Annotated in this window: 5 protein-coding genes; all 5 read right to left on the bottom strand. The window is 45.8% G+C overall.

What is annotated here, in order from left to right; all coding sequences use genetic code 11:
- Positions 1 to 248: 248 nt before the first annotated feature.
- A complete protein-coding gene (locus M23134_RS35425; protein ID WP_002705360.1) occupies positions 249 to 5,837 on the bottom strand; it encodes a hypothetical protein in 5,589 nt (1,862 codons plus the stop codon).
- Between the two features lie 20 nt (positions 5,838 to 5,857).
- Positions 5,858 to 12,766, bottom strand: a complete 6,909-nt coding sequence (locus tag M23134_RS35430) for a hypothetical protein (RefSeq protein ID WP_002705361.1) — start codon at positions 12,764 to 12,766, stop codon at positions 5,858 to 5,860.
- Positions 12,767 to 12,800: 34 nt separating this feature from the next.
- Complete coding sequence (locus M23134_RS35435) at positions 12,801 to 18,221, bottom strand: S8 family serine peptidase (protein WP_002705362.1); 5,421 nt, start codon at positions 18,219 to 18,221, stop codon at positions 12,801 to 12,803.
- A gap of 88 nt (positions 18,222 to 18,309) precedes the next feature.
- Positions 18,310 to 19,857 (bottom strand): leucine-rich repeat domain-containing protein, encoded by a 1,548-nt coding sequence (locus M23134_RS35440; protein ID WP_002705363.1) that lies wholly within the window; start codon positions 19,855 to 19,857, stop codon positions 18,310 to 18,312.
- Between the two features lie 429 nt (positions 19,858 to 20,286).
- Positions 20,287 to 21,357, bottom strand: a complete 1,071-nt coding sequence (locus M23134_RS35450) for a leucine-rich repeat domain-containing protein (protein ID WP_002705368.1) — start codon at positions 21,355 to 21,357, stop codon at positions 20,287 to 20,289.
- Positions 21,358 to 21,470 lie beyond the last annotated feature (113 nt).

The raw sequence follows: 21,470 nt of genomic DNA on the forward strand, positions 1-21,470 counted from the left end.
TTTTCAGACAATAGGTTCTCGGACAACCACATCACCGCCTCGCCTGCTCCGAGCTTGTCCTCGGAGGGCAGTGTCTTCACGCCCAATCGATGCCTCGAACTTTGTAAGCTTCAGAGAGATTTCTCATTTTTTATAAGAAAGCCCTACGCAGAGAAGTCAGGAGACCTCCATCAATCAACTGTGTCAAGTCGCCCTATGGAAGACTTGACACAGCATAGCACCTAGTCCCTAGCACCTTGGTGTTGCTACTAACCCTCAGCAATCGTCAGTATTTTTTCTTCATTGCTCCACAAACCCGATGAGTTTTCGGCTACTACTTTGAAGTGATGGTATATATTGGTACCCTCCGTGTTTTTAAGCAATAAACGATCGCTTTGCAGCGCTGTATCTACCAGTCCTACTACCAATGAAGCATCACTAGACACCAGTTCATACACTTTTTCCCAACTGCCTTGTTTGTTCATCTTATACAAATGATACTTGCCATTGTGGGTTGTTTTGGTCCAACTTAAGCGCACATTGGTCAACTCAAACTGGGGATTGACTGGAGTAGCCTCCAAAGCAAGTGATGGAGTGGAGGGAGTGCGAGCATCTACCATACTACTAATGAGTAATTTAGAAGGCAATGAAGCTACGTTGCCTTGCACAATATTTCCTTGTTTATCGGCGTAAGTTACCGCACGGTCTACCGTAAGCCTATAATACATAGGCTCGCCATAAGGAATAAAATCAACCTCAGCAAAATCATCTTTGACCACCCAAATACTTTTTTGGGCTTGTTGATCGCCCAGCTCCACGGTTTTTACCAAATCCATAAATCTTACCGAAAGGCTATTAGTGGGCTCCATCGTGCGATACACATTTACTCTTTTAATATTTTGTAATGAACTATAGGCATTGATTTCAAACTGCATGCCAGGTGCACCCTGGGCAACCTCATTGGCCAATACCGGCATCACGCTTTTCACTTGTGGTGCCTCTGGTGCCTGGGTATTTACCAAAGTAACCGGGCCAAGTATTGGGCTAAACTCTCCCAATTGCATTGTACTGCCCATTTCTCGTACTGCATAAAAATACACATTATTGGAGGTGCCATCCAAACCAAAATCAGTGAACAATACTTGGTGGGTGCCTATTTTTTTAGCCATAGGCGCTATGTCAAAATCGGGATGTTCGGGCAACAGCAATTGACCATTTTTACCCCTTATTACTTGTGGTTTAGGGCTTGGCTGGTAACTCTCTCCTTTGATGTGTTGATACAACAAAGGGATTTCTGTCAAGGGAACAAAAGCATTGAGCACTGCCTGTCGAATCCTGTCCTTGATTTGTCCGGGCACCTCGGCTCCATTAAAAAGTGGGGGGCGATCGGGGTTGGGCAAACGATGCCCGCTGGCGGTGGGAGGGTATACCCCAAACTTGCCATTTTCATTGACGGGGTCATCCGCAGGATAATTATAATCAAAAGTCAACACGTTTCTCCAACGATTGGTTACATAGGCAGTGTCTTGCAGCCCTTCCAGTGCTGTTCTGATTGCCTTTATCGTATCAGGGCGATAAAGTGCATTTAGCAACGCCTGCTCGTCCATGCGGTAATACAACACGGCATGAGGGGAATGACCAAACCGGGTAACCAAGGTATAGTGGGCTTTGCCCAATACATCGGGGCGGGTAGCATACAAACTCCCTTGGGGCAGTTCTGGTCTTTTGGGTTGTACTACCTCTTGGGCAAACATGAGTTGAGGAGTGCTAATATTAGAAGTCATCGCTTTGCTGGTAGCCAGGCTTCTTGCCCCAAAAATGCTATAATGAACCCCTTCGCCTACTTTGGGCAACACATTGCTTTCGGTCAAACCCCAGGCACTATCGGCATAGAGGTGTACTTGATAACCGGGATAAAAATTGACTGAAACCTGGGTGCCTGTTTGAATAATATCTTGGGTTGCGCCTGTTTGCCGACGTTCGGCGTCTACCACATACAGCACCAAGCCGGCTTGCCCTATTCCTTCAATTTTCACGACTTGCAAATTTTTTCGTTTGCCTAAAGGTTTGGCTGCTTCATGAATCCTTACTATGCCTTGGTACCAGTTTACCGAATTGCCCTGAGGCTTAAATTGAGGATGGTTGGCAAGCTGTGTGCCATCAGTAAACGATATTTTGTATTCCCCCACTTGCCCAGTGGCTGCTATCGTGGCTTGCCCCCAAATGCCTCGGCTCTTTTCTACAAATTCGGTATTTACATTACTGCTTTCCGGTTGCTGAATCACTTCGCGGTGCACCGCCCATTGCGCGCCAATTTGTACTTTGAACCCATACGGGTTGGTGGTGCCCCAAGCTTGATTGCCTTGCATATTTTCGACCGCCATGAATTTGCCGTCTGCCTTGAGGGTGGGCAACGCTGCATTGAGAGGCAAGTTCGAGTCAACGCCGCCTGTCATCTCTTGTTTGTATATTTTAATGGCAGGTCCGCTTCCAGTGCTGGCGTTGGGTATCACCTCTTTGATAAGGTATTGCTTGTCTTCTAACACCAACACCCCCCCGGCAAAGTTGTCTGCTTGGTGGGCGGCTACAGTAGGCACCCACTCCGAACCATTGCTCACCACCCGATAAGTTTCGGTGCTTACTACAGCCACCAAGGCATCTTGAGGGTCGGGTTGGATGTGTTGGGCTTTACCCAATAATTGTTGGGGTGCACTGCTTCTAAAAAATATTTCTATGGCATCGGCAAACAGTTCCTCTGCATCTGGAAAAATGGCGTTAGGATGAAGCGCATCAGTAGCATTCCCCATGTCTTCGGGGATAATCTTGTACCTCACCAACTCCTGAAACCCATGGTATTGAAAGTGGAGCCGTACCAAAGTTTTGTCTGCGTTTGTAATTTGCCTTAGCCTTTGTTGGTCGTTTTGCGAGGTAAACAACAAGGGGCTTTCGGGCTGTACCAATACTGCCTGCAGCCCCGAAGGTGGCAATAAATTATTTTTTAGAGGGAAGTTCGTCGTGACCGAATGTGCTATGCTGCTACGGGTGGCTCTACCAAACCAATTGACCCCATAAGAGCTATATACATGGGTTCCTGCTTTTTTCTCGCGGTGTACATACAAGGCCTCGCCAGGGTCTGGCAGGTGCAACACTACCGACTCGGCATAAGGTGTAACCCCAGTAGGTACTGCTGCCAGGTGGCGTACATTATTGAGCAACTCGGGGCGTTGCCAACTGCCCCCTTGTGCTTTGTACTCAATGCCTGTGTATACCGGGTAAGTACTCTGGGCAAAATTGAAAGAGTCAGAAGCAGCAAAAAAACCTCCCTCATCGTGTTCGGGCAATGCTTGGGCAAACAAGCTGATAAAACGCGTTTTGCCGTCTTGAGTATAGCCTTGTTCATCGGTAATTTTGACTTGATTTTCCGCGCTTTCGTTGTATTGAGTACCCATTTGTGGCGCCTCCAGATCTACGGCATAAGGCAGGCGTTCGTCGTCTATAGCCGTGGGCAACGACAAGTAGGTATGTGTCACAGTTCTGGCTCCTTCGCCGTCTCCCAAATCGGCCGTAGTAGTGTATTCGAGTTTGTACACAAACTTGCCCGACATCACCGCTGGGTCGGTATCCAGATAGCCCAAACCCAGCATTCGAGCCACGTGGTAGTCAAACGAAGCCAATTGCAACATATCAAGGTTAGATATTTCCATTTGGTCGGTAATGCCTTCGTCTGTGGTAAACTGCACCATCTCCATGGCTTTAGGGTTGTTGGCTTGGTCGCTCAGCGTGAGGTACTTTTGCACTACCTCTTTGATGTTGCGGTCGGGCGCCTCACGCGTACCACTCCACTTGTCGTGGTAGTTGGCTGTATTCACAAAGGTTTGGTCGTTGTAACGCGGCCATTGGCCGTGAACCAACCCTGGGGTGGGTTCCAAACCTTGAAAAGCAGTGGCATCATCGGTACTCAGGGCAAACTTCCCTAGCGCCTTCCAAGCCTGATTTTGGTTTAGGTCATCAAGTAGCTCATCATACAGCTCCAGCTCAAGGGCTACTACCCCGCATTGCTTGGCTCGCCACCTTACACTGCGGCCATTTTCCAGGTTTACTTGAGCTGCCGAGAGCATATTTTGGTCAAAAGTTTGGCGGGCAATGATGCTTTTGGGAGAAGCCAGGGTGTTTTCTTCTACCCCAAAACATTCTACTTGCAATTGGCTGCCGGCTTGCCCTTGGTTTACGACCCATCTTACCGCAAAGAATACATTTTTTTCAGTGCTCACTTCCATCAGTCCATCCCCATAGTTTTGAATAAAACCCTGAGGGTTTACCAATGGATTTATGCTGGATCGAATGGTTTGGTAACGATCGGCTTGGTGGAAATGAACAGAGATGAACTGTTCATCTACGCTATACATCCACTTTTGGTTGAGGTCGTCTACGGTTTGGGGCGGAGTGCTCAAATCTAATGAGGTAACTTTGGGGGCATAAGCCGCCCGATAGATTTTTACAAAATCGTCGGGTTTGTTCAAATGATGGGTGGTGTTGGCCAAATTTCCCTTGGGCAAGTGATGGGTCAGTTGTTTCTTGAGCATCCAACGCAAGTGAATGCCCCGTGCGCTGCCATCTGCCCCGGTAGAGCCTGCCGCTTGGAGGTAGAGATGAGGAGATTGGGGAAACTGAGGGTTGGTGGGCACACAAATAGGCTCTTCTTGCCAAGTAAGCCCAGTAAATGTTTCTAAATTATCATTTGAGAATTGTATAAAGGGTTCTTTTACTTCCAACACCAAGTCTTCTATAGTGATGGTTGTTGGTGTGAGGTCAAGAGGCTCAGTAGAATTTACTACTAGATCAATACATTCTTGAAAATCTTCAGAAGTAGCATATATGGTATGGTTGAATGAGTAATACAAATGACCATTTGAAACATGGTATGGCACAATTATTTCATTAAAACCATTCGCTCCCAACGCTACCTTTTTCAATATTCCTTTGTCAAAATCTATGAAGTCTACCTGACTATTTTTATATCTATAAAAGTAATTGGGCGATAAATGATTTTGCTGATAAGCATATCTATTATTGTGTAAGGTCTTATGGACGCTTATGCTGCCTATGGGTAAGTCCTTCGAAAGTGGTGCATAAAAGTGAAAGTCACTGGATACTACCAGTTTGTAATCATTGGCAGTGACTATAGAAAAAATATCTCCTGTGTAATTATCACTGTTAAAATCATTCGGCGAGAGCTTTAACCTGCGCTTTTTGACTACCTCCAAAGATTCCGTAAACACCACAATGGAAGCATTAGGTCCCAACTGATGATCAATCATTTTACTTACCCAAATGATATGACGGAGAACAGGGTCATAGTGCATTTCACCCAAGGCAAGGTAAGGATCTTTGAAAGATGTAGATTTGACTACCTGACCACTTGGATCTAGTTTTATAAGCAGTTTTTCTTCATAATAACTTTGTTCCAGACAAACCACACCATATCCTTCGGGTGTTTCTACTACCAAGGGCTTTGCATTAACTGTATCAACCATAGAAAAAGAGATTACACGCCGCCATAAAATTTGTCCTTGACTGCCCACTCTGATGACTACAGGTACATTAGAGCCAAAAACAGATAACAAGGCTAACGCATCTCCATTGTGGCAAAGTATCATAGAACACACATAATAAGCCTCAAGGCTTAGCGCCCATAATACCCTTCCCAGATGATCTGTTTTAAACAAAATATTGTCTTGCCCATCCATAGTCATTGCCGACACCAATAGCTCATCATTGCCAGTAACCATATTTTGGTAAAAAACCGTTCCCAGATCATCGCTACCTTTCTTAAACTGATAATTTTTTATAAAATCCATGATTGATCGCTTTTGGGTGTTTATTGAATAATGAGTTGATTGGTTTGAATAGTTTCTACGACTTCGTAATCATTGCCATTCCATTTTTTGTACTGAAAACGCACCACCAAGCTACTGGCGGTAATGGCCTTGCTGCTATGCATAATCAAAGCTTGGGCGTAGTCTTGGCTCAGCAACACCCTATAGTCGGTAGCCACCTGGCTGCCCTGCATCACGGCTATAGTCGGCTGGGCTTCTGCCAGAGGCATCTTGGGATCATTCAAAGGTTCAGGGTTGCGAATAAGCAAGGCCACCACCTGCCCCGAATTGGTATCTTTGATTGGGTGAAACTCAGTAGTAAGCGCAGGAGCCATAGGAGGCATGCCCAATGCCCCCTCGATAGCCCGCGCAAACAAATCGTTCCATTGGGTAGCCAATGCCGCACTGGCAGGGTCCGAAATGTTGGCCACTATGTGGTAAGCCGTATTGATGGCGGCAGCGTCTAAGGTCAGCGGCACGGTAAATACCGCATTTTGTGCATTGCCTTGGTCGTCTTGCAACCGATGGCTATTGACTTGCTCGGCAAAGTGGGCATAACGAGAGGTTTGAAACACAAAGTTATGCACCTCTGCCGTAGCCCCTTCAAACACATTGTTTACAATGGCGGTATACATTTTTTGAGGTTTCAAATGGGTAAGCGTTACCTTGGTTACATAACTCAACGGCTTGATCAACTCTCCACCCACCAGCAAACATTGCAAGTCGGGGTTGTTGGCTTGCGCCTGGACAAAATTGTTGAGCTGCTGCAAATGAGTGGGCATCGGAGGAGCATTATCTACCTCCCAGCTCACTACTGCCTGGGGTATTTCGGTAGTAGTAATGTGGGGCGGAGGCGGATTTTCAACGCTCAGTCCTTCGGTAGGGTCTTTTACCACAATTTGTAACCTCCCCTGCAACGAAGCCAAGCCCTGATAGGCAGGCCATTCGTTCATCAAATGTGCAGTGTATGCCTGGGTAAAAAACAAAGCGATGGTATTGTGGCCATTTTCGCTGCTGTAAAACAAAGGCTTAGACCTGAGCAGGTTGCCATCGGCATTGGGGTAAGAACGTGTGTAATCGATGTACTTTCTCATATTTGCGAGTGCATACTTTTCGGGGTTTACCAAATGCCCTTGACCATCGCGGCTTGCGCCGTAGTGCACCCCCGCCGCATTGTGAAAGTGCCCTACCGGACCGGCCGTTTTAAAACCATAGTAATACTCAAAGTCAGCTGTCTGCTGCCCATCGTCTACATTGTCTCTTAGTTTGAAATGAATATAATAGGTAGAGTTGGGGCGCCACACAGGGCGCACGGTTTTGTTGAGGGCATTGACCGACGCCTGATAATCTTCCTGAATGGCAGTTTGCCCCGGAATGTGTTGGTTGAGCACGTAGTCTTCTACCGATTGCCAATTGACTTCATGCAGATAAGATTTAAAAGAAAACTCGGGGGTGGGCTTTCGCCCCGTAAACGAGCACAAAGGCTTAGGGGCAGACACTACCTCGCCTACTGTCAGGTTTGAGGTATGCATTACCCTCCACTGTTCCCCGGCAAACAACCTACCTGGAAAGCTCCCTGCAATGTTGACGTCTATTAAGCTCAGGGCAGGGCCTGTTTTTGACCGACAACTGCCTGCCCCAAGGTCTAGCCGCGCCAAGTAATGCTCTTCGGCATGGGCATAGCTATGCAACAATACGCTTTGCGCCGTTGCCCCGTCTAAGTGCACAGTTTCGGCTTCCTCGCCAAAAATATAATTGCCCGCCAGGTTCAACTGACGATCAAATTTGTAGATACGCTCGTTGACACCCACAAACACAAATTGTGGGCTACACTTAAGGGCATAGCTGAGGGGGTCTACCAGGTCTACTTCGTTAAACACCTTAGCGGCAAGCTCCTGAGGCAATGAAGCAGAGGCGTCAAACTGAGCCACAAACCGGGCTACATTGCCCAAAGGCACCAAGGGATCGCCGCCATGGCGCCTTGGCTTTAGCTCCGAAGCAAGGTCTCCCGCTACCACAAATTGCCCTTCGCTGTAGCACACATGCCTTAGCAAGGCAAAGCTGTCTGATGCACCTCCCCAAAACTGTTGCTCTATCAACTGAAAGTTTTCGTCCAGCTTGACCGCAAAAGAGTTGAAACTATACCCTACCAACAACAAGTGTTGCCCATCAAAAGCGGCTCCTTTTAACACATTGCCCACAAACAATTTATTAAACCCTGAGAGGTCGCCAATGGCACGTCTGCCACCACCCCCGCCAGCACTCGCCTCTCCTGTTCTCAGGGCAGTATGCCCCCCAGCCAAAAAGAACTGGTCGTTGTTCATCTTTACCAAAAAGGAGTCGTGGTTGTCGTCCGGAAAATAGTCATAAAAAGTAGCTTGAGTATCTCTGGGGGTGCCGTTGCTTTGTACCCTAAACAAGCCAAACAATGTAAACAATACCGAGCGACGGAGGGCGACCAGATGATGGACCAATAACATCAGGTCGCCATTGTCGCACAATACAACCTGGCGAAAGCTAAAATCGGTGCCGGAAGAAGGAGCATAGCTTTTCTCCCAGATTACCTCGCCTCGCGCATTGAGCTTGGTGATCAACCCTACTTGCTTACCCGAGGCATGCAACACTTCGCCTACAGCATAAATATCGCCCTCGGGGGTTTCTATTTGGTGGTGATAAGTATGGGCAGCCTTTTCGTATTGGTTCAAGAAAAAATCCAACGTTTCTACTGGAGTATGATTGGGCAACATAGTGCCCCCTGCCTCATACAATGTTTCTAGTTGGCCAGTGAGCAAATTGAACTGGCTCACAAAGCCAAATCCGTTCAACTCGGGCAAACCAGTGCTAAGCGAAGCCACATAGGCGTCAAAATACAGCTCCGCCAATTTTTTTCTCACGGCCATTACAGCCACTTGGTCTATCTTGTCAGGAACAATCAATATTTTGGAAACTCCTTGAGTGGGGTGGCTATAGGTTACCGGGTTCGCCAATGCAGCCTTGGTTTTGTATTCTTGAGCCACCAGGCTATACCGTACCCCTGGCACTGTGTCGGTTTGCACCGCCCCATAGTATTGAATGGTAACCCCACGCGCTTCGGTAGATAGGTTCAATATGACGGTTTGGGCAGCTTCGGGTAGCTTAAGCTCCAAGTCATTAGAATTGTCGAACTGCAGCGATTGGGCAAAGGCAGGAGTGTTGGTGTCTGATGCCACACGTGCACGCATTCCCCAGGTTTTTCCTTGCAAATCGCTGAATGCATGGCCAGTGAGCTTGTAATATATGCCCTGCTGCTGATAATAGCCACGCATGTTGGTGGCATACAAGGTGTTCAAAGGGGTGGTCAACCAATTGATCACCCCTTGTGTACGGGCCACTCCCTCACAAAACATACTTGCCGCTGTAATGCCCATCTGTTCGGGTACAAACCAACCAGGCTCGCCTTGTTCGGTGTAGCTAAACGGGGCGCTGGCCAACAAACGAATGGCATTGTATTGTTGGTCAGACTTTTGCCAGTGACCTATCTTCAACTGAGACAAACCGGCCGTGGTGTTGGCGTGGTTGGTCATTGCCTCGTAAGGATGGTATGTTTGCCAGGCGTTGCCATTCCAGATATTGATATCAATGCTCTCGATAGAATAACGGTGCTTTACCTGGCGTACTTCTTTGCCTCCTTTGATGGTTTTATCAGGAGGGATTAAGTCGGTATAGCCCGCAGGCGGATGGTTTACTCCACCAATTTTGTGGGCAACTGCATTGGGCAATACTGCCTTGGTAAACTTGAGGTCAATGTAAGTGTCCAGGGGCAACACGCTCCCGGTAATGTTGGCGGCTGAGGGTAAAGCATTAAACTTTTGCAGATCAAAGGTTTCGCCCGTGAGCATGTGCACTCCTTTGACCAGTTCGTGGGCCCTTTCGGGCAACAATGGGGCTATAGGGCTACGGTCTACCTGCTTGTCTTTTTCCCACTTAAGCTCTACATTGACACATTTCTTGATTTTAATAAAGGCAATTTTGATTTTACCACATACTCGAAACTGGGCATACACCAGGAAAGGTTTGGCGGCTTCGGCGGCCAATATGGCATCAAAAGAAAGCCCCAGACTAATAAACCAAAGCGATACCTCTAACCCGCCTCCTACGGCAATGTGCCCGCCCAATTGGGGACGCTCAAAGCTAAGCTTGGCGCCTACCTCGGCGTATAGCCAAGCCTTGACGTGGGCAGGCCCAAAGCGTTTGTCAAAGTTAAACTCGGCACGTGCGCCTACTGCTATGCCCTTGGCCGACAACATCAGGAAAGCCCTTACGTCGAGCAACGAAAACAGTCGCGCCGAAATGGGTTTTTCTTTGGTGCCAAAATGAATGTACCAAGCCGAAGGATGGTCGAAGAAAAATCCTGCTTGTACTTCTGCATACAAATCTATGATGTTGCCATTGCTTTTGGGCAGTTGATAATCGGCTCCAAGCCCCATTTCTATAGAGCGGTCGCCTATGGCCAAAAAAGCAAAGAAAGGGGGCTCATTGCTGGAATCCAGGTCAAGGCGTTGGCTCAAAACGTTGGCCTTGCCCTCAAGAATAAACACACTGGGCAACGACAACAACAAAAACAACCGGGTAGACAGCAAGAACCCATCGTCCATGGTGGCTAGAGTAGCCCCTGCCCCCACCGAAAAAGGGAACGCGTAGTCTGCGGTTTTGTCGGGGCCGCTAAATTTTTCGGGTTGAATGCCACTTCGCGGGTGTGCCATGTAGTCGTACCAAGAGTCTTTGCCCGACTCTAGGCCAATGGCCTCTTTTTCGGCTACGTAACGGTAGCCCAACAAACCCTTGAAACCATAAAATCCCAGCCCAGTAGCCCCCAACGGAATGGGTTTGGGCAAGCCTATTTGGGCATCAATCAAAAATGCAGGATATTGAGGCGCCAAGCGCATGTCGGCGCTACCGCTGATGCGGGCCTTGGGGAGCTTTACCGACACTCCTCCTTCGTACTCAAGCGACTCGCCAGGCTGGGGAATAGACAAGTAGCCTTGAATAATGGCGGTGGCACTTTCGGGGGTGGCATTGCCCGGAATGGTAATGTCTACCTCTATAGTCTGAATACTGAAATAATCGTGGGCGGGTTTGCCATGGGCGGGGTCGTTGTCTATAGTAAAGAAGTATTGCATGCCCTTGCCCCGTGCCTCTACCCCAATGGGACCCAAGCCCAAGGCTCCATCAAAACCAAAAACGTAATATTTGCGCATCACACCCAAATGCTCGCGTTGGTAAGACCCAAAGTTGATGCCCGAGATGCCCACTTCTAATGGTCCCAGGTTGAGGCTAAAACTGGCGGGTACGGGAATGGTACCACCCACAATCTCGAAGCTGCCATCGCTGTAAATGCGCATACCAGACACCTCAATAGATTGCCCTTTGAGCATTTTATCCATCACTTGGTTGGTAAAACGCAACTTGCACCCAATGCCAATGAAGAATTTGTCGTCTTGGCGGCCCAGCTCCAGCGAGGTAATGTTAAGGGCCAACACCCCAGGGAGGCTTAAGGCCTCAAAACCACCTTGGTTAGAAGCAGTAAGCAAGAAATCGCCTTCGGCATCGAGGTGCCCGCTAATGTCTATGACCGCCTCCTGGCCTTGGCTATTTTTCAGGCGTGGTATTTTGAGCTGCCCCGCAATGTTCGATGCCGTCACCACGTTTTGTTGGAAGGTGAGACCAAAGGCTTGAAAACCCACCTCAAAACCATTATCGGCGCCTATTTTGGTGGCAAGTATTGGCGTTACATTAGAGTTTGGGTTGACGGCTTCAAGGGAGATAGTGCCCGATAGCCCACCCGTGCCCACCAATAAGTGGCGTGCTGTGATTTTGGTCTGCGATTGGTCTACTTGTTTGAACCACTTGGTGGGGAGGGTAATGGTGGCGGTTTCGGCGTAGAAACCTCTAAAAGCCTCCAAACGCCCCTCTTGAGCGGCTTCGGGTAGGTTGGTTTGCTCGCTTAGGTCTAGCTTAATTTTATTGATTTCGACCACAATGCCCGTATTGAGAATGGCCGACTTTTGAAAATCGACACTGGCCGATTTTTCAAAAACCAAGCCCGCCTGGTTTGAATAATGCAAGCTGCCCGCCCGAAATATCAACGCCGATTGGACGGGGTCGGGTATGATCTGACCCCGGGCATCTACTGGCTTAAATATCTTTCGGGGCAACTTAAAGCCCAGGCTGAGGTCATTGATAGAAAAATGAAGTTCTGGCGTGAGAATGGCTTTGATGTCATCTCCTGAAATATCTGTTGCAATGGTTTTGAACAAAGTAGCCAAATCATCTGTTGAGTGGAGGTAAGTATCTACGATTACCTCTATGATATCTCGCTCAAACCTGATTTGATTAACCACATCCCGTACTTGAGTATAATGAGTAATGTTGGCCGCATAGGTATTATTATAGTGGCTCACAAATGCGTCTAAAGAGGTGACTGTTGGGCTTGGGTGAAAGTTTTCTGCCACTTGCTCAATCAAACGATCATAGTCAATCCCCAATATATTTATCAACAACAAGAGAAAGCTTTTGGGGCTAAAGTCAAACGTTTCGATGGCGGGAAACGGGACATGTTGTAACAAACCCCAACGAAAAAACAAGTGTACCCCAAACTTAGCTCCACCTAAGGCACTTTGAGGATCAGGCGGGTTAAGTGCTACCTCCCAGTTGAGGCTTGGGATATTGAACACTTGCAGCTCCTTGTAATAGTAAACATCCAGACTGTAAGTAGTAGACGTGCCATCGGCAGAGGTATGCCTTCTGAAGTTATTGTAATACAACTTGCTCAGCACCTGCTCAAAGGCCTCTTTTACAAAATGTAGGTCTGAGGGAACAAACTCCAGGTTTACTAAATCTTTGACCGTAGGTGTATATTGTTGTGGTAACATATTGGTAGCCGTTTAAGTCTCTTATTTTGGGTATCTAAAGTTGTCCATAAGCCGTGGCGTATGCATTGGTAAAGAAGTTTTTACTGTTCTCTTTGAAAGCATAACACCATATATCAGTATCAGGAGCCACTACCTGAGTTTGGTATACTCCTTCAGTGCTTTTTACTATTCCCTGCAGTGCCAATTTAAACTTGTTTGTCACTTCTGTGCCATAGGTTCCCTCCTGAAACATAAAATACACGGGGTAGCCTGTTACAAATACTTCTGCTGCCGCCCTCAAGGCATTGGCTTCTGCGGTGGTATAAGACACTGAGTAAAAATTTGCCATAGTGGCCTGCAGGCTGGCATTGCCTGTGGGCACACCCAGCTTTAATAACTGTACTCCAGCAAGCCCCACATCTGTTTCGGTGGTTACCGCAGCCAGCACATTCAACGATGTTAGGTGATGCAAAATAGTAGGTTGATTGTTTTTGCCTCCTTCCAAACCCAATGGGTAGGTAAAGGTATTGTAGGCGTCTACTCCGCCAACTTCGCTGGGCAACTTAACCACGCCGTACACAGTTTCTCCGATGGTGTCTTGGGCTGCTCCCAACTGTAGGTTAAAATCTTGCCCTTCAGAAGAAAGCGAGGTCAAGCCCAAATATTTTAAATAACTGGAGCTATTCCAGACGGTAGCATTGGGCACTGGGTATAGGGGTATTTGGCCAAAAGGAAAGATGGCATCATACCTGGCTATTTTATTCATTGCCCCTTGGTTTATCACAGCATCAATGGCATCGGGCGTTGAGTACCGTTTGCTGTAAGTTATTCTGAAGTAAAAGGGGAAAATATGATTTCCTTGCTTGGGTGCCTGCAACAAAAACTCTTGGGTAGTATTGGCACCTGTTGCTGAAGCAAGTAACTTAAACTGAAGGCGGGCAGTAGTAGACGAGGCATTGCCACTGGTTTGATATGCCCCCGATACCAAGTGCAAAATAGGGTGGCTATTGTTGCCTATTGGCAATTGGCAACCTAGCTCGGTAGGCGCATTACCTATAATTGGCACCCTTACTATAGGCCAGCCGTGGTATTCATAAGGCATGCTTGCTCCGTTCAGTTGTATTTGAGGGTAGTTGCTCCCTGTGCCTTTGTAGGTAGTATACAAATTGAGCGAGCTGCCCAATTCGTTTCTAATGTCCAAATACAGGCTATCTTTGGTAAAAAACTTATCAATTACCAAGGTTTTGATGTCACCCGACTGAATCACAACAACCGCATCTCCCACATGGTTTTTGAGCTTGTTTTGATAAAATAAACCATAGTAAGCTGCCGGGTCGATATACCCCAACACCTTTTCTCTGGCATACAATGTATCAAACTCGCCCAATGTATCGGTAGCAATCTCGCTGTTTGTCAAAGTGTTGGCTTGCACCACATGGGTGAGTGCTCTCACCTCAGCCAAGGTATGCGTATGCCCCGGGTAGTCTATCATTACCTCAAAGCCAAAATCTCCTGATACATCAAACTCACCTATAGACCACCCCTCTACTATAGGCTGAAACGTATGCTCGGCAAATACCTTGTCTATGCTCTCGCTGGCGGGCAATTGATTCGTCGCCTCGGTAGCCAACCCTATGTCTTCTCTGACCAATCCTTGGGTGGTGTGGGTTTGAGGAGGGCTCAATGCCTGTTTTCTCTCTTGCTCTTGTTGGTTCCATTCATTTTTTACCTGCCACATTCTTTTCAGCAGCTCATTGTCGCTTACTTGGTTTGCTGGCAATAGACTACCGTTGGAAGCCAAAAAAGCATTTCTTCGAAGCCCACGATACACAAAGTATTTGACCACCACCCCATTGTGTATAGGCTGTTCGTCTGGCTTCAGTACCAGGTTTACCTTTTGTGTGCCGGCTACTTCCTGAATAAAGGCAATGCCACCCGTGACTGCATAGGCCTTTTGTGCTTGGGTAGAACCAAACAGGGCAGCCGTATTGAAATGGGTCGTTGGGCTGCCCATTATGGGACCATAGGCTTGAGCCGCAGTTTGGGCGGTAAGGGTAGAAAAATCGGTAAAAGTATGCAATACTTGTGTTTTGCTTTGTTGGATGCCCTGAGGTAAATGGGCAGGCATGCCCAACTGAAACTCTTGGGTGGCTACAATAACGTTACCTGCAGAGGGCTCTTGTATTACCTCTACTGTTACCCGAGAGTGCTGTTTGTTGACCAGCAACCCACACTCAAACGATACATTGCGATACTCGGCCATGTGTACATTGGTAACTACTGGAGCCTGGGCAGCAAACCAAGCAGGTACCCCGTTGGGGGCATACCCCCAAATGCCTCCTTCATCTTTAAAATCGACCACCTCGTTGGGCGTACCATCAGCCTTTATTAAAGTAAAGCGCAGGTAAGTATTGGTCAATTGGTTTTGGCGTACCCCAAATACTTGCACCTTGAACGCCTCGCTTACGGTGCGCCCGTCTAATGGGACCTCTATAGGGTGGGGCTTTTGTAAATGTAAATTAGTATCGTCTCTAAACTGGGCATAGAAGGGAACAATTGGCTTATAAGTCAGTTGCTTGTTTTGGGCTATATTGGTCAGGCTCACTTCATTGTCAGGGCCATCAAACGGGGCAATGTGTACCAACAAATAGGCGTGGAGGTTTTGAGGGTTTATTTTTGAGAAAACAGCAGGATTATTTTCGAGATTACCCTGGTTATTAAGTCTTTGCTGGGTTGGGTTCCAGTTTAGGGTGACAATATGTTCATTCCATGTTGTCCTATTAGCAGGATTCACAGCATTGTTGGCAGGGATTTCAAGCTCTAGCTCCTTCATATCCAACAAAATAATATTTTCTCCTGTTGCCCGATCTTGTTGATAAATCCATTTTTCTGGAAAAGGCAAGTTGACATTTACATCATTGGTAAAAGCCATCAAGCAACGAACAGTAAGCCCTTTCAACGAAGGCAAACGATTTCCCTCATTGATTACTCTCACATAGACCAATTGCTCTTCATTTACTCTAGGCTGTTGATGCAAAGGAATGCCAGACTCCAAAGGTTGAGTAGTAACCACCGGATCGGTCACAGGCCTAAGCCATACATCAGGACTGTTGATAGGCTCACCTGTGGTCAGGCTATCTCTAATTTTTATCTTTCGCCAGGCATGGTTATAAGAGAGAGCTGCCTGGACAGCTTTTTGGGCATTTACTCTACCTGCACCATAATAATCGCTATGGGCTGGTATTCTTTTTTCTCTTACTGCTACTCCCGCTGGCTGCGCTACCCACAATGGGTACTGCAAAAAAATAACATTGCCTGCAACACGTTCAATCACATTGGAGCTACTGCCTATGCTGATCGCATGTTTTGCATCAAACCCGACTCCGCTGACTATCTCTATAGACAAAGCTCCTCGAGAAGCTGCAGTTTGTAAAGTAGTACTGGCACCATCAGAAAAATTGGAAACCAAAGCACCTTTGCTATCTTTCCAGGCTCCAGCGCCTGTTATGCCTACGTTTATCTTATCTGCGGTTTCTTTGATCATGGCTTTTACTTCTAAGGCATTCAAGGTAGGCTTGGCCGAAAGCATTAAAGCGGTTACTCCTGACACTATAGGAGTGGCAGCTGATGTACCCAAAAAACCAGGATTGATGTCCCCAAACCCTAATGTCTTTACTTTGGCAACCTCAATGACTGCTGCGGCATTGTTGACTACAGCGCCTGCGGCATACCTTACCCTTAAAGGTAATTCAAAAACGATGGTACCAGTTTGCCGTCCTCCTGCAACTGCCCCAGGTATTATTTCTCTAATATTCCCCCTGCTAAATTCAATATCGGTTGTGCTCACTACTCTTACATAACCCCCCACAAATAGCCCCTCTATATGATCTAAGGTTATACGACTTACCTCTATAGTACGGGCTACACTGTTTACTGTAACCCCTGCACGCCCTATCACATTGGCGGTTTTTGGAGCAAATACTACTTGTGTACCCACAGGGTAATTTAAGTTAGCCACCCCTCCTGTCATAGTAGTTACGCTGATGTCTTTAGTAGCAACATCGACCTGGCTTATCAAATAACTATTTCCATTGGTAGTGGCAGCGGCGTCTCCTAAGATACCTATTCTCACTTGCCCTCCTGCGTATGCTCCTCTTATGCTCCTTACCCTCACTTGATTAGCCCCTGTAGCTGCCTGGGTAGTTTGAGTATGTAAAGGAGATAAGGAAGCTTTAGTACCGTTCAGGGCTGTAGGTGAGGTAACATTATGCAGTGGGGCAATGGTGATATGATTATTAGTAGCATTGATTGCTTTGATTTCGCAAACATCGAACTGAATGGTAGCAGGGTTTCCCAAACCCACATGCTGCCCCGGAAAAACTCCATGCAGGTTTCTTAGCTCCAACTCTGTATCAGAAACTCCAGCAACCACTGTTAACTCTAGAGGGCTCTCACTTGATAACTGCCCCGCCCCCCAAACAGTAGTGGTATAAGAACGACGCCTGTCAAAGCCTGACGCTACCCCCCCTGCTGGTGCCACAATGTCTAACCTTTCACCAAAATTACTGTAGGTAGCCACACTTTCTTCAGGGTTTGAGCCAGCTACCAAATGGTTGTAATGATTGCTTACTCGAGTAGCCCCCACCACTATTGGCTTATTGCTGGTAGCGTATTCATTCCGGTATTGCCCCGCTGTCACTTCCAGTACTTGGCCATTGTTTCCTGATGCTACCACCAGTACACAGCCTCTGCCTTTTCTACCAAAGAAGGTTAAGTCATCAAAGACCAGCGTTGCAAAAGCCTCTACTTTGTTGGTACTTTCATCTACTGGTGCTTGAATGCTCATAGAAAATATATCAGCAGTTTGATTGACCAAATCCGCCAAGTAGGCATTTTGATGGGGGTCATCGCTTTTTCTTGGGCTAACTACCACATCATAAATACTCGGATACCCTAACAACCCATTCACTTTCTTCCTCCCAGCAAAATCTCTTTTAATAAAAAACTGCCTTAGCCCTGCCAAGTCTCTAAACACGGTAAAATCAGATGTAAACCTTTGAGATACCGATACGACTTTACAATTGGGCGCTACACCAACTACACCTACTCCACTGTATGCGGCCACATTATTCACTTGGGCTTTGGCTGCTGCCATGCCTGCGGTTAACACTCCATGGCGTCCATAAATCAGATTACTAAAGCTAAACCTTCCTGTACCACTAAGAACTATAAAATGAGGAACTTTATCGTCATTATCAGTGAGGGCTCCTTGAAACGCTGGATGCACTGGAACTAAGTCAGGGGTAGACTCGATGCCAGCATCCAGCATTGCAATGTTGATAGAAGCACTGCCAAAGGCAATCTCACCAGCCAGACCATTTACAGTACTGTTTCCCCCATTCAATAACTGCCAGGCTTCTGGTACCTTGGCTAGACGCAAATACCATTGCTGGTTATAAAACTTATTGTTAACCATATATTTTCACTTTAGTTGCTGCTCTCAAAAAAGAGTAAAGCGTGACAACAAAATTTCACCTCAGGCTTACATCTTTGTATGGATACGTTTAAAAATCAGTTGCCCCAGGAGAAGCACGTTCCTTAATGGCTTTTAGTTCCTCCTGTGAGAACTTATTATGGGCGATGAATAAGTTCATCAAATCAAGTTTGTAAAAACTTTCGGGCAATGCCTTTAATTGGTTGTAACGCAGTTGTAAATACATTAGCCCCTTGAGCGCTCCAATTGATTTTGGTAAACTTGTCAATTGGTTATGATTTGAGTATAAAGACCCTAGACGAGATAGTTTGCTGAAGCTATCTGGAAATGTTATCAATCTGTTGTAAGACAAATCCATATATTCAAGGTTTTGAAGGTTGCCAATGCTCTTGGGAAGTTGTGTCAATTGATTGTGAGACAAATTCAAGAGAACAAGATTTTGAAGCTTTCCAATGCTCTCAGGAAGCGTGGCTAGTTGACCATTTCTACCTCCCTCACGATACCTCAACGACTCGCCACTTGGCTTGTACCTGTACCGAAACAACAATTCTCTTAGGTTTTTCAAGTTGCCAATGGCTTCGGGCAAAGTAGTTAATTTACTTTTTAATATTTGAAGCCTTCTAAGCTTTTTTAGGTTGCCAATGCCCTCGGGCAAGGTGGTTAGTGGTACATTCAACAAAAATAACATCTCAAGGTTCTGCAAGTCTCCTATGCTTTGGGGAAGGGTGGCAAACCGTCCATTGACAATTTTTAAATACTTTAGGCGTTTAAACTGCCCTATGCCTGGGGTCAATGCTACCAAACTATTTACCTCTAACTCTAACATTTCCAACTCAGGAAAGTTGCCAATGCTTTTAGGCAAAGTATGAAGGCTACGTACTATTAATGTCATTTTTTTTAGCTTGGGCAGTTGGCTCAGGTTTTTGGGCAAAGTAGTCAACCTGTTTGCCTGTAATACCAGTTGCTCTAAGTTTGGGAGCCTGCCTATGCTTTTGGGTAATTTTTTCAAAGCATCTGCCCTTAAGATGAGTTTTTTTAAATTTTGAAGTTTGCCTATGCTTTTGGGCAAAGCACGAAGACCATGGGCTTGTAACCTCAGTGTGTCTAATTTTTGAAGTTTGCCTATACTTTTAGGCAAGACACGAAGGTTATTAGACCTTATTTCTAGCCTTTGCAACTTTTGAAGTTTGCCTATCCCTTTTGGTAATCTCGTTAAACTATTTACATTTAACACAAGGTAAGATAAATTCTTAATTTTACTTATGCTTTTGGGCAAAGCAATAAGGCTATCCGATTTTATTCTCAAAAAAGACAGGTTAAGCTCTCCAAAATTCTCCGGTAATGTCTTTAGGTTTTTACATTTTATTATAAGGTCTCTTAAGTATTTAAGCTCGCTTATTCGTGGAGACAAATTTGTTACATTATCACCATATAACACCATGGCTTTTATACGACGAGAAGATTTAACTTGGGTAGCGAGGGCATCTTCTACTGAAGAAAACCTTTTATAATATTGCCCATACCCAACCGATATTTGAGCCATTACACAAAACAACACACAAGCAAAAAACTTGAATCTATACAAAGGGTTTAGAAAACGTTCATTCAAAGGGTTCATATCAATTATTTTTAGTAGGCATTGTTAGCAGTAGTGAGACGCAATCTGTGACAAAGCACCACTACTTTTACTTTCATTGGTTGTATATCAGTGTTGTGAGAAACCAGCAATGTAATTTCACAAAAGTTACTCATTTATTTTGTGAACCATTGATGACCTGCGGTAAAGTTTTTACAGGGAGGGTAAATTTGGTCATTTTTTGGCTAAAATTTATCAATCTTTGGGTAGTCAATATGTAAAGAAGTATTCTCTCCAGTTCTTTGAAGGCTTCCAAAAGGGCTTGAAAGCTTCGATCTATACTGTTTCCACCATTCAAAAGTGTCCAAGCCTCTTCAACCTAGATAATTTTGAGGTGCCAGTGTTGGGCATAATATCTATTTAAAGGCATATTTATGTCTTTATGTGTTGAATCATCCGTATATCCACTACTTAAAAGGGTATCCTACATTTGGGCAACCATTGCCTAATCTTTCGCTGCTTGGCTTTAGAAAAGCGATTATGCTCTAAATACAATTTTTGCAAGTTGGCAAGTTGGCCTATTTCTTCGGGTAGGTTTCTCAAACGGTTATTCTCCAGGTCAAACTCTCGCAAACTGGTAAGCTGGTCTATTTCTTCAGGAAGCCTTCTCAAACGATTATTCTTTAGGTTAAGCTCTTGCAAATTGCCAAGTTGACCTATTTCCTTGGGCAATTTTCTCAAACGATTGTCCTGTAAACCCATTTTTTTCAGTTTCTTCAACCCACCAATACCAGCGGGCAAAGCAGTTAATTGGTTGTTTTCTAAATATAACCAGCCCAAATTGGTCAGTTGTTGAATTTCATCAGGCAAGCCCTTTAGGTTGTTATACCCCAAATGCAATGACTCTAGTTCTCTTAAATTCCCTATACTTTTGGGCAAACATTCAAGTTTGTTGCCCCCCAAATACAATAATGCCAGCTTCCCTAAGCTCCCTATCTCTTGGGGTAACTCTACCAGTTGATTACCATTTAATGTTAAAGAAATTAAATTTTTAAGCTGACCTATCTCCTTGGGTAGCTCCACTAGTTGATTAAGCCCCACACGAAGTTTATATAAATTTGTAAGGTTCCCTATCTCCTTGGGAAGAGATATGAGCTTTCCTCTGTTTAAATCCAATATTTTCAATTTTTTAAGCTTGCCTATGCTCTTGGGAAGAGAGGTAAGTTTACTCCCTGATAATGTTAAAATCTCTAAATTTTCAAGCTCACCGATCTCCTCAGGCAATTCCTTGAGTTGCTTACACTCAATCGTAAGGCGTTTTAAGCTTTTAAACTCTGCAATGCGTGAAGATAAAACAGTCAATGAATCGTTTCTCAATACCATGCTTTTGAGCCCCGAAGAAGAATGAACCAGGGCATCTTGCCAGGAAAAAAAGGCCTTTGCCTGCCCTGCGGAGGCTTGCCACGAAAAACACAACAACACACAAGCAAAAAGCTTAAATCTATCAAAAGCGCTTAGAAAACGTTCATTCAAGGGTTTCATATCAATTATTTTTAGTAGGTATTTTTAGCAGTAGTGAGACGCAATCTGTGACAAAGCACCACTATTTTTACTTTTATTGGTCGTATACCAGTGTTGTGAGAAACCAGCAATGT

This window comes from Microscilla marina ATCC 23134, assembly GCF_000169175.1.
GTDB lineage: Bacteria > Bacteroidota > Bacteroidia > Cytophagales > Microscillaceae > Microscilla > Microscilla marina.

Excerpts from the sequence above, each read along its gene's own strand:
- M23134_RS35425 (WP_002705360.1), bottom strand. The coding sequence starts at position 5,837 with ATGGATTTTATAAAAAATTATCAGTTTAAGAAAGGTAGCGATGATCTG.
- M23134_RS35430 (WP_002705361.1), bottom strand. The coding sequence starts at position 12,766 with ATGTTACCACAACAATATACACCTACGGTCAAAGATTTAGTAAACCTG.
- M23134_RS35435 (WP_002705362.1), bottom strand. The coding sequence starts at position 18,221 with ATGGTTAACAATAAGTTTTATAACCAGCAATGGTATTTGCGTCTAGCC.
- M23134_RS35440 (WP_002705363.1), bottom strand. The coding sequence starts at position 19,857 with ATGAACCCTTTGAATGAACGTTTTCTAAACCCTTTGTATAGATTCAAG.
- M23134_RS35450 (WP_002705368.1), bottom strand. The coding sequence starts at position 21,357 with ATGAAACCCTTGAATGAACGTTTTCTAAGCGCTTTTGATAGATTTAAG.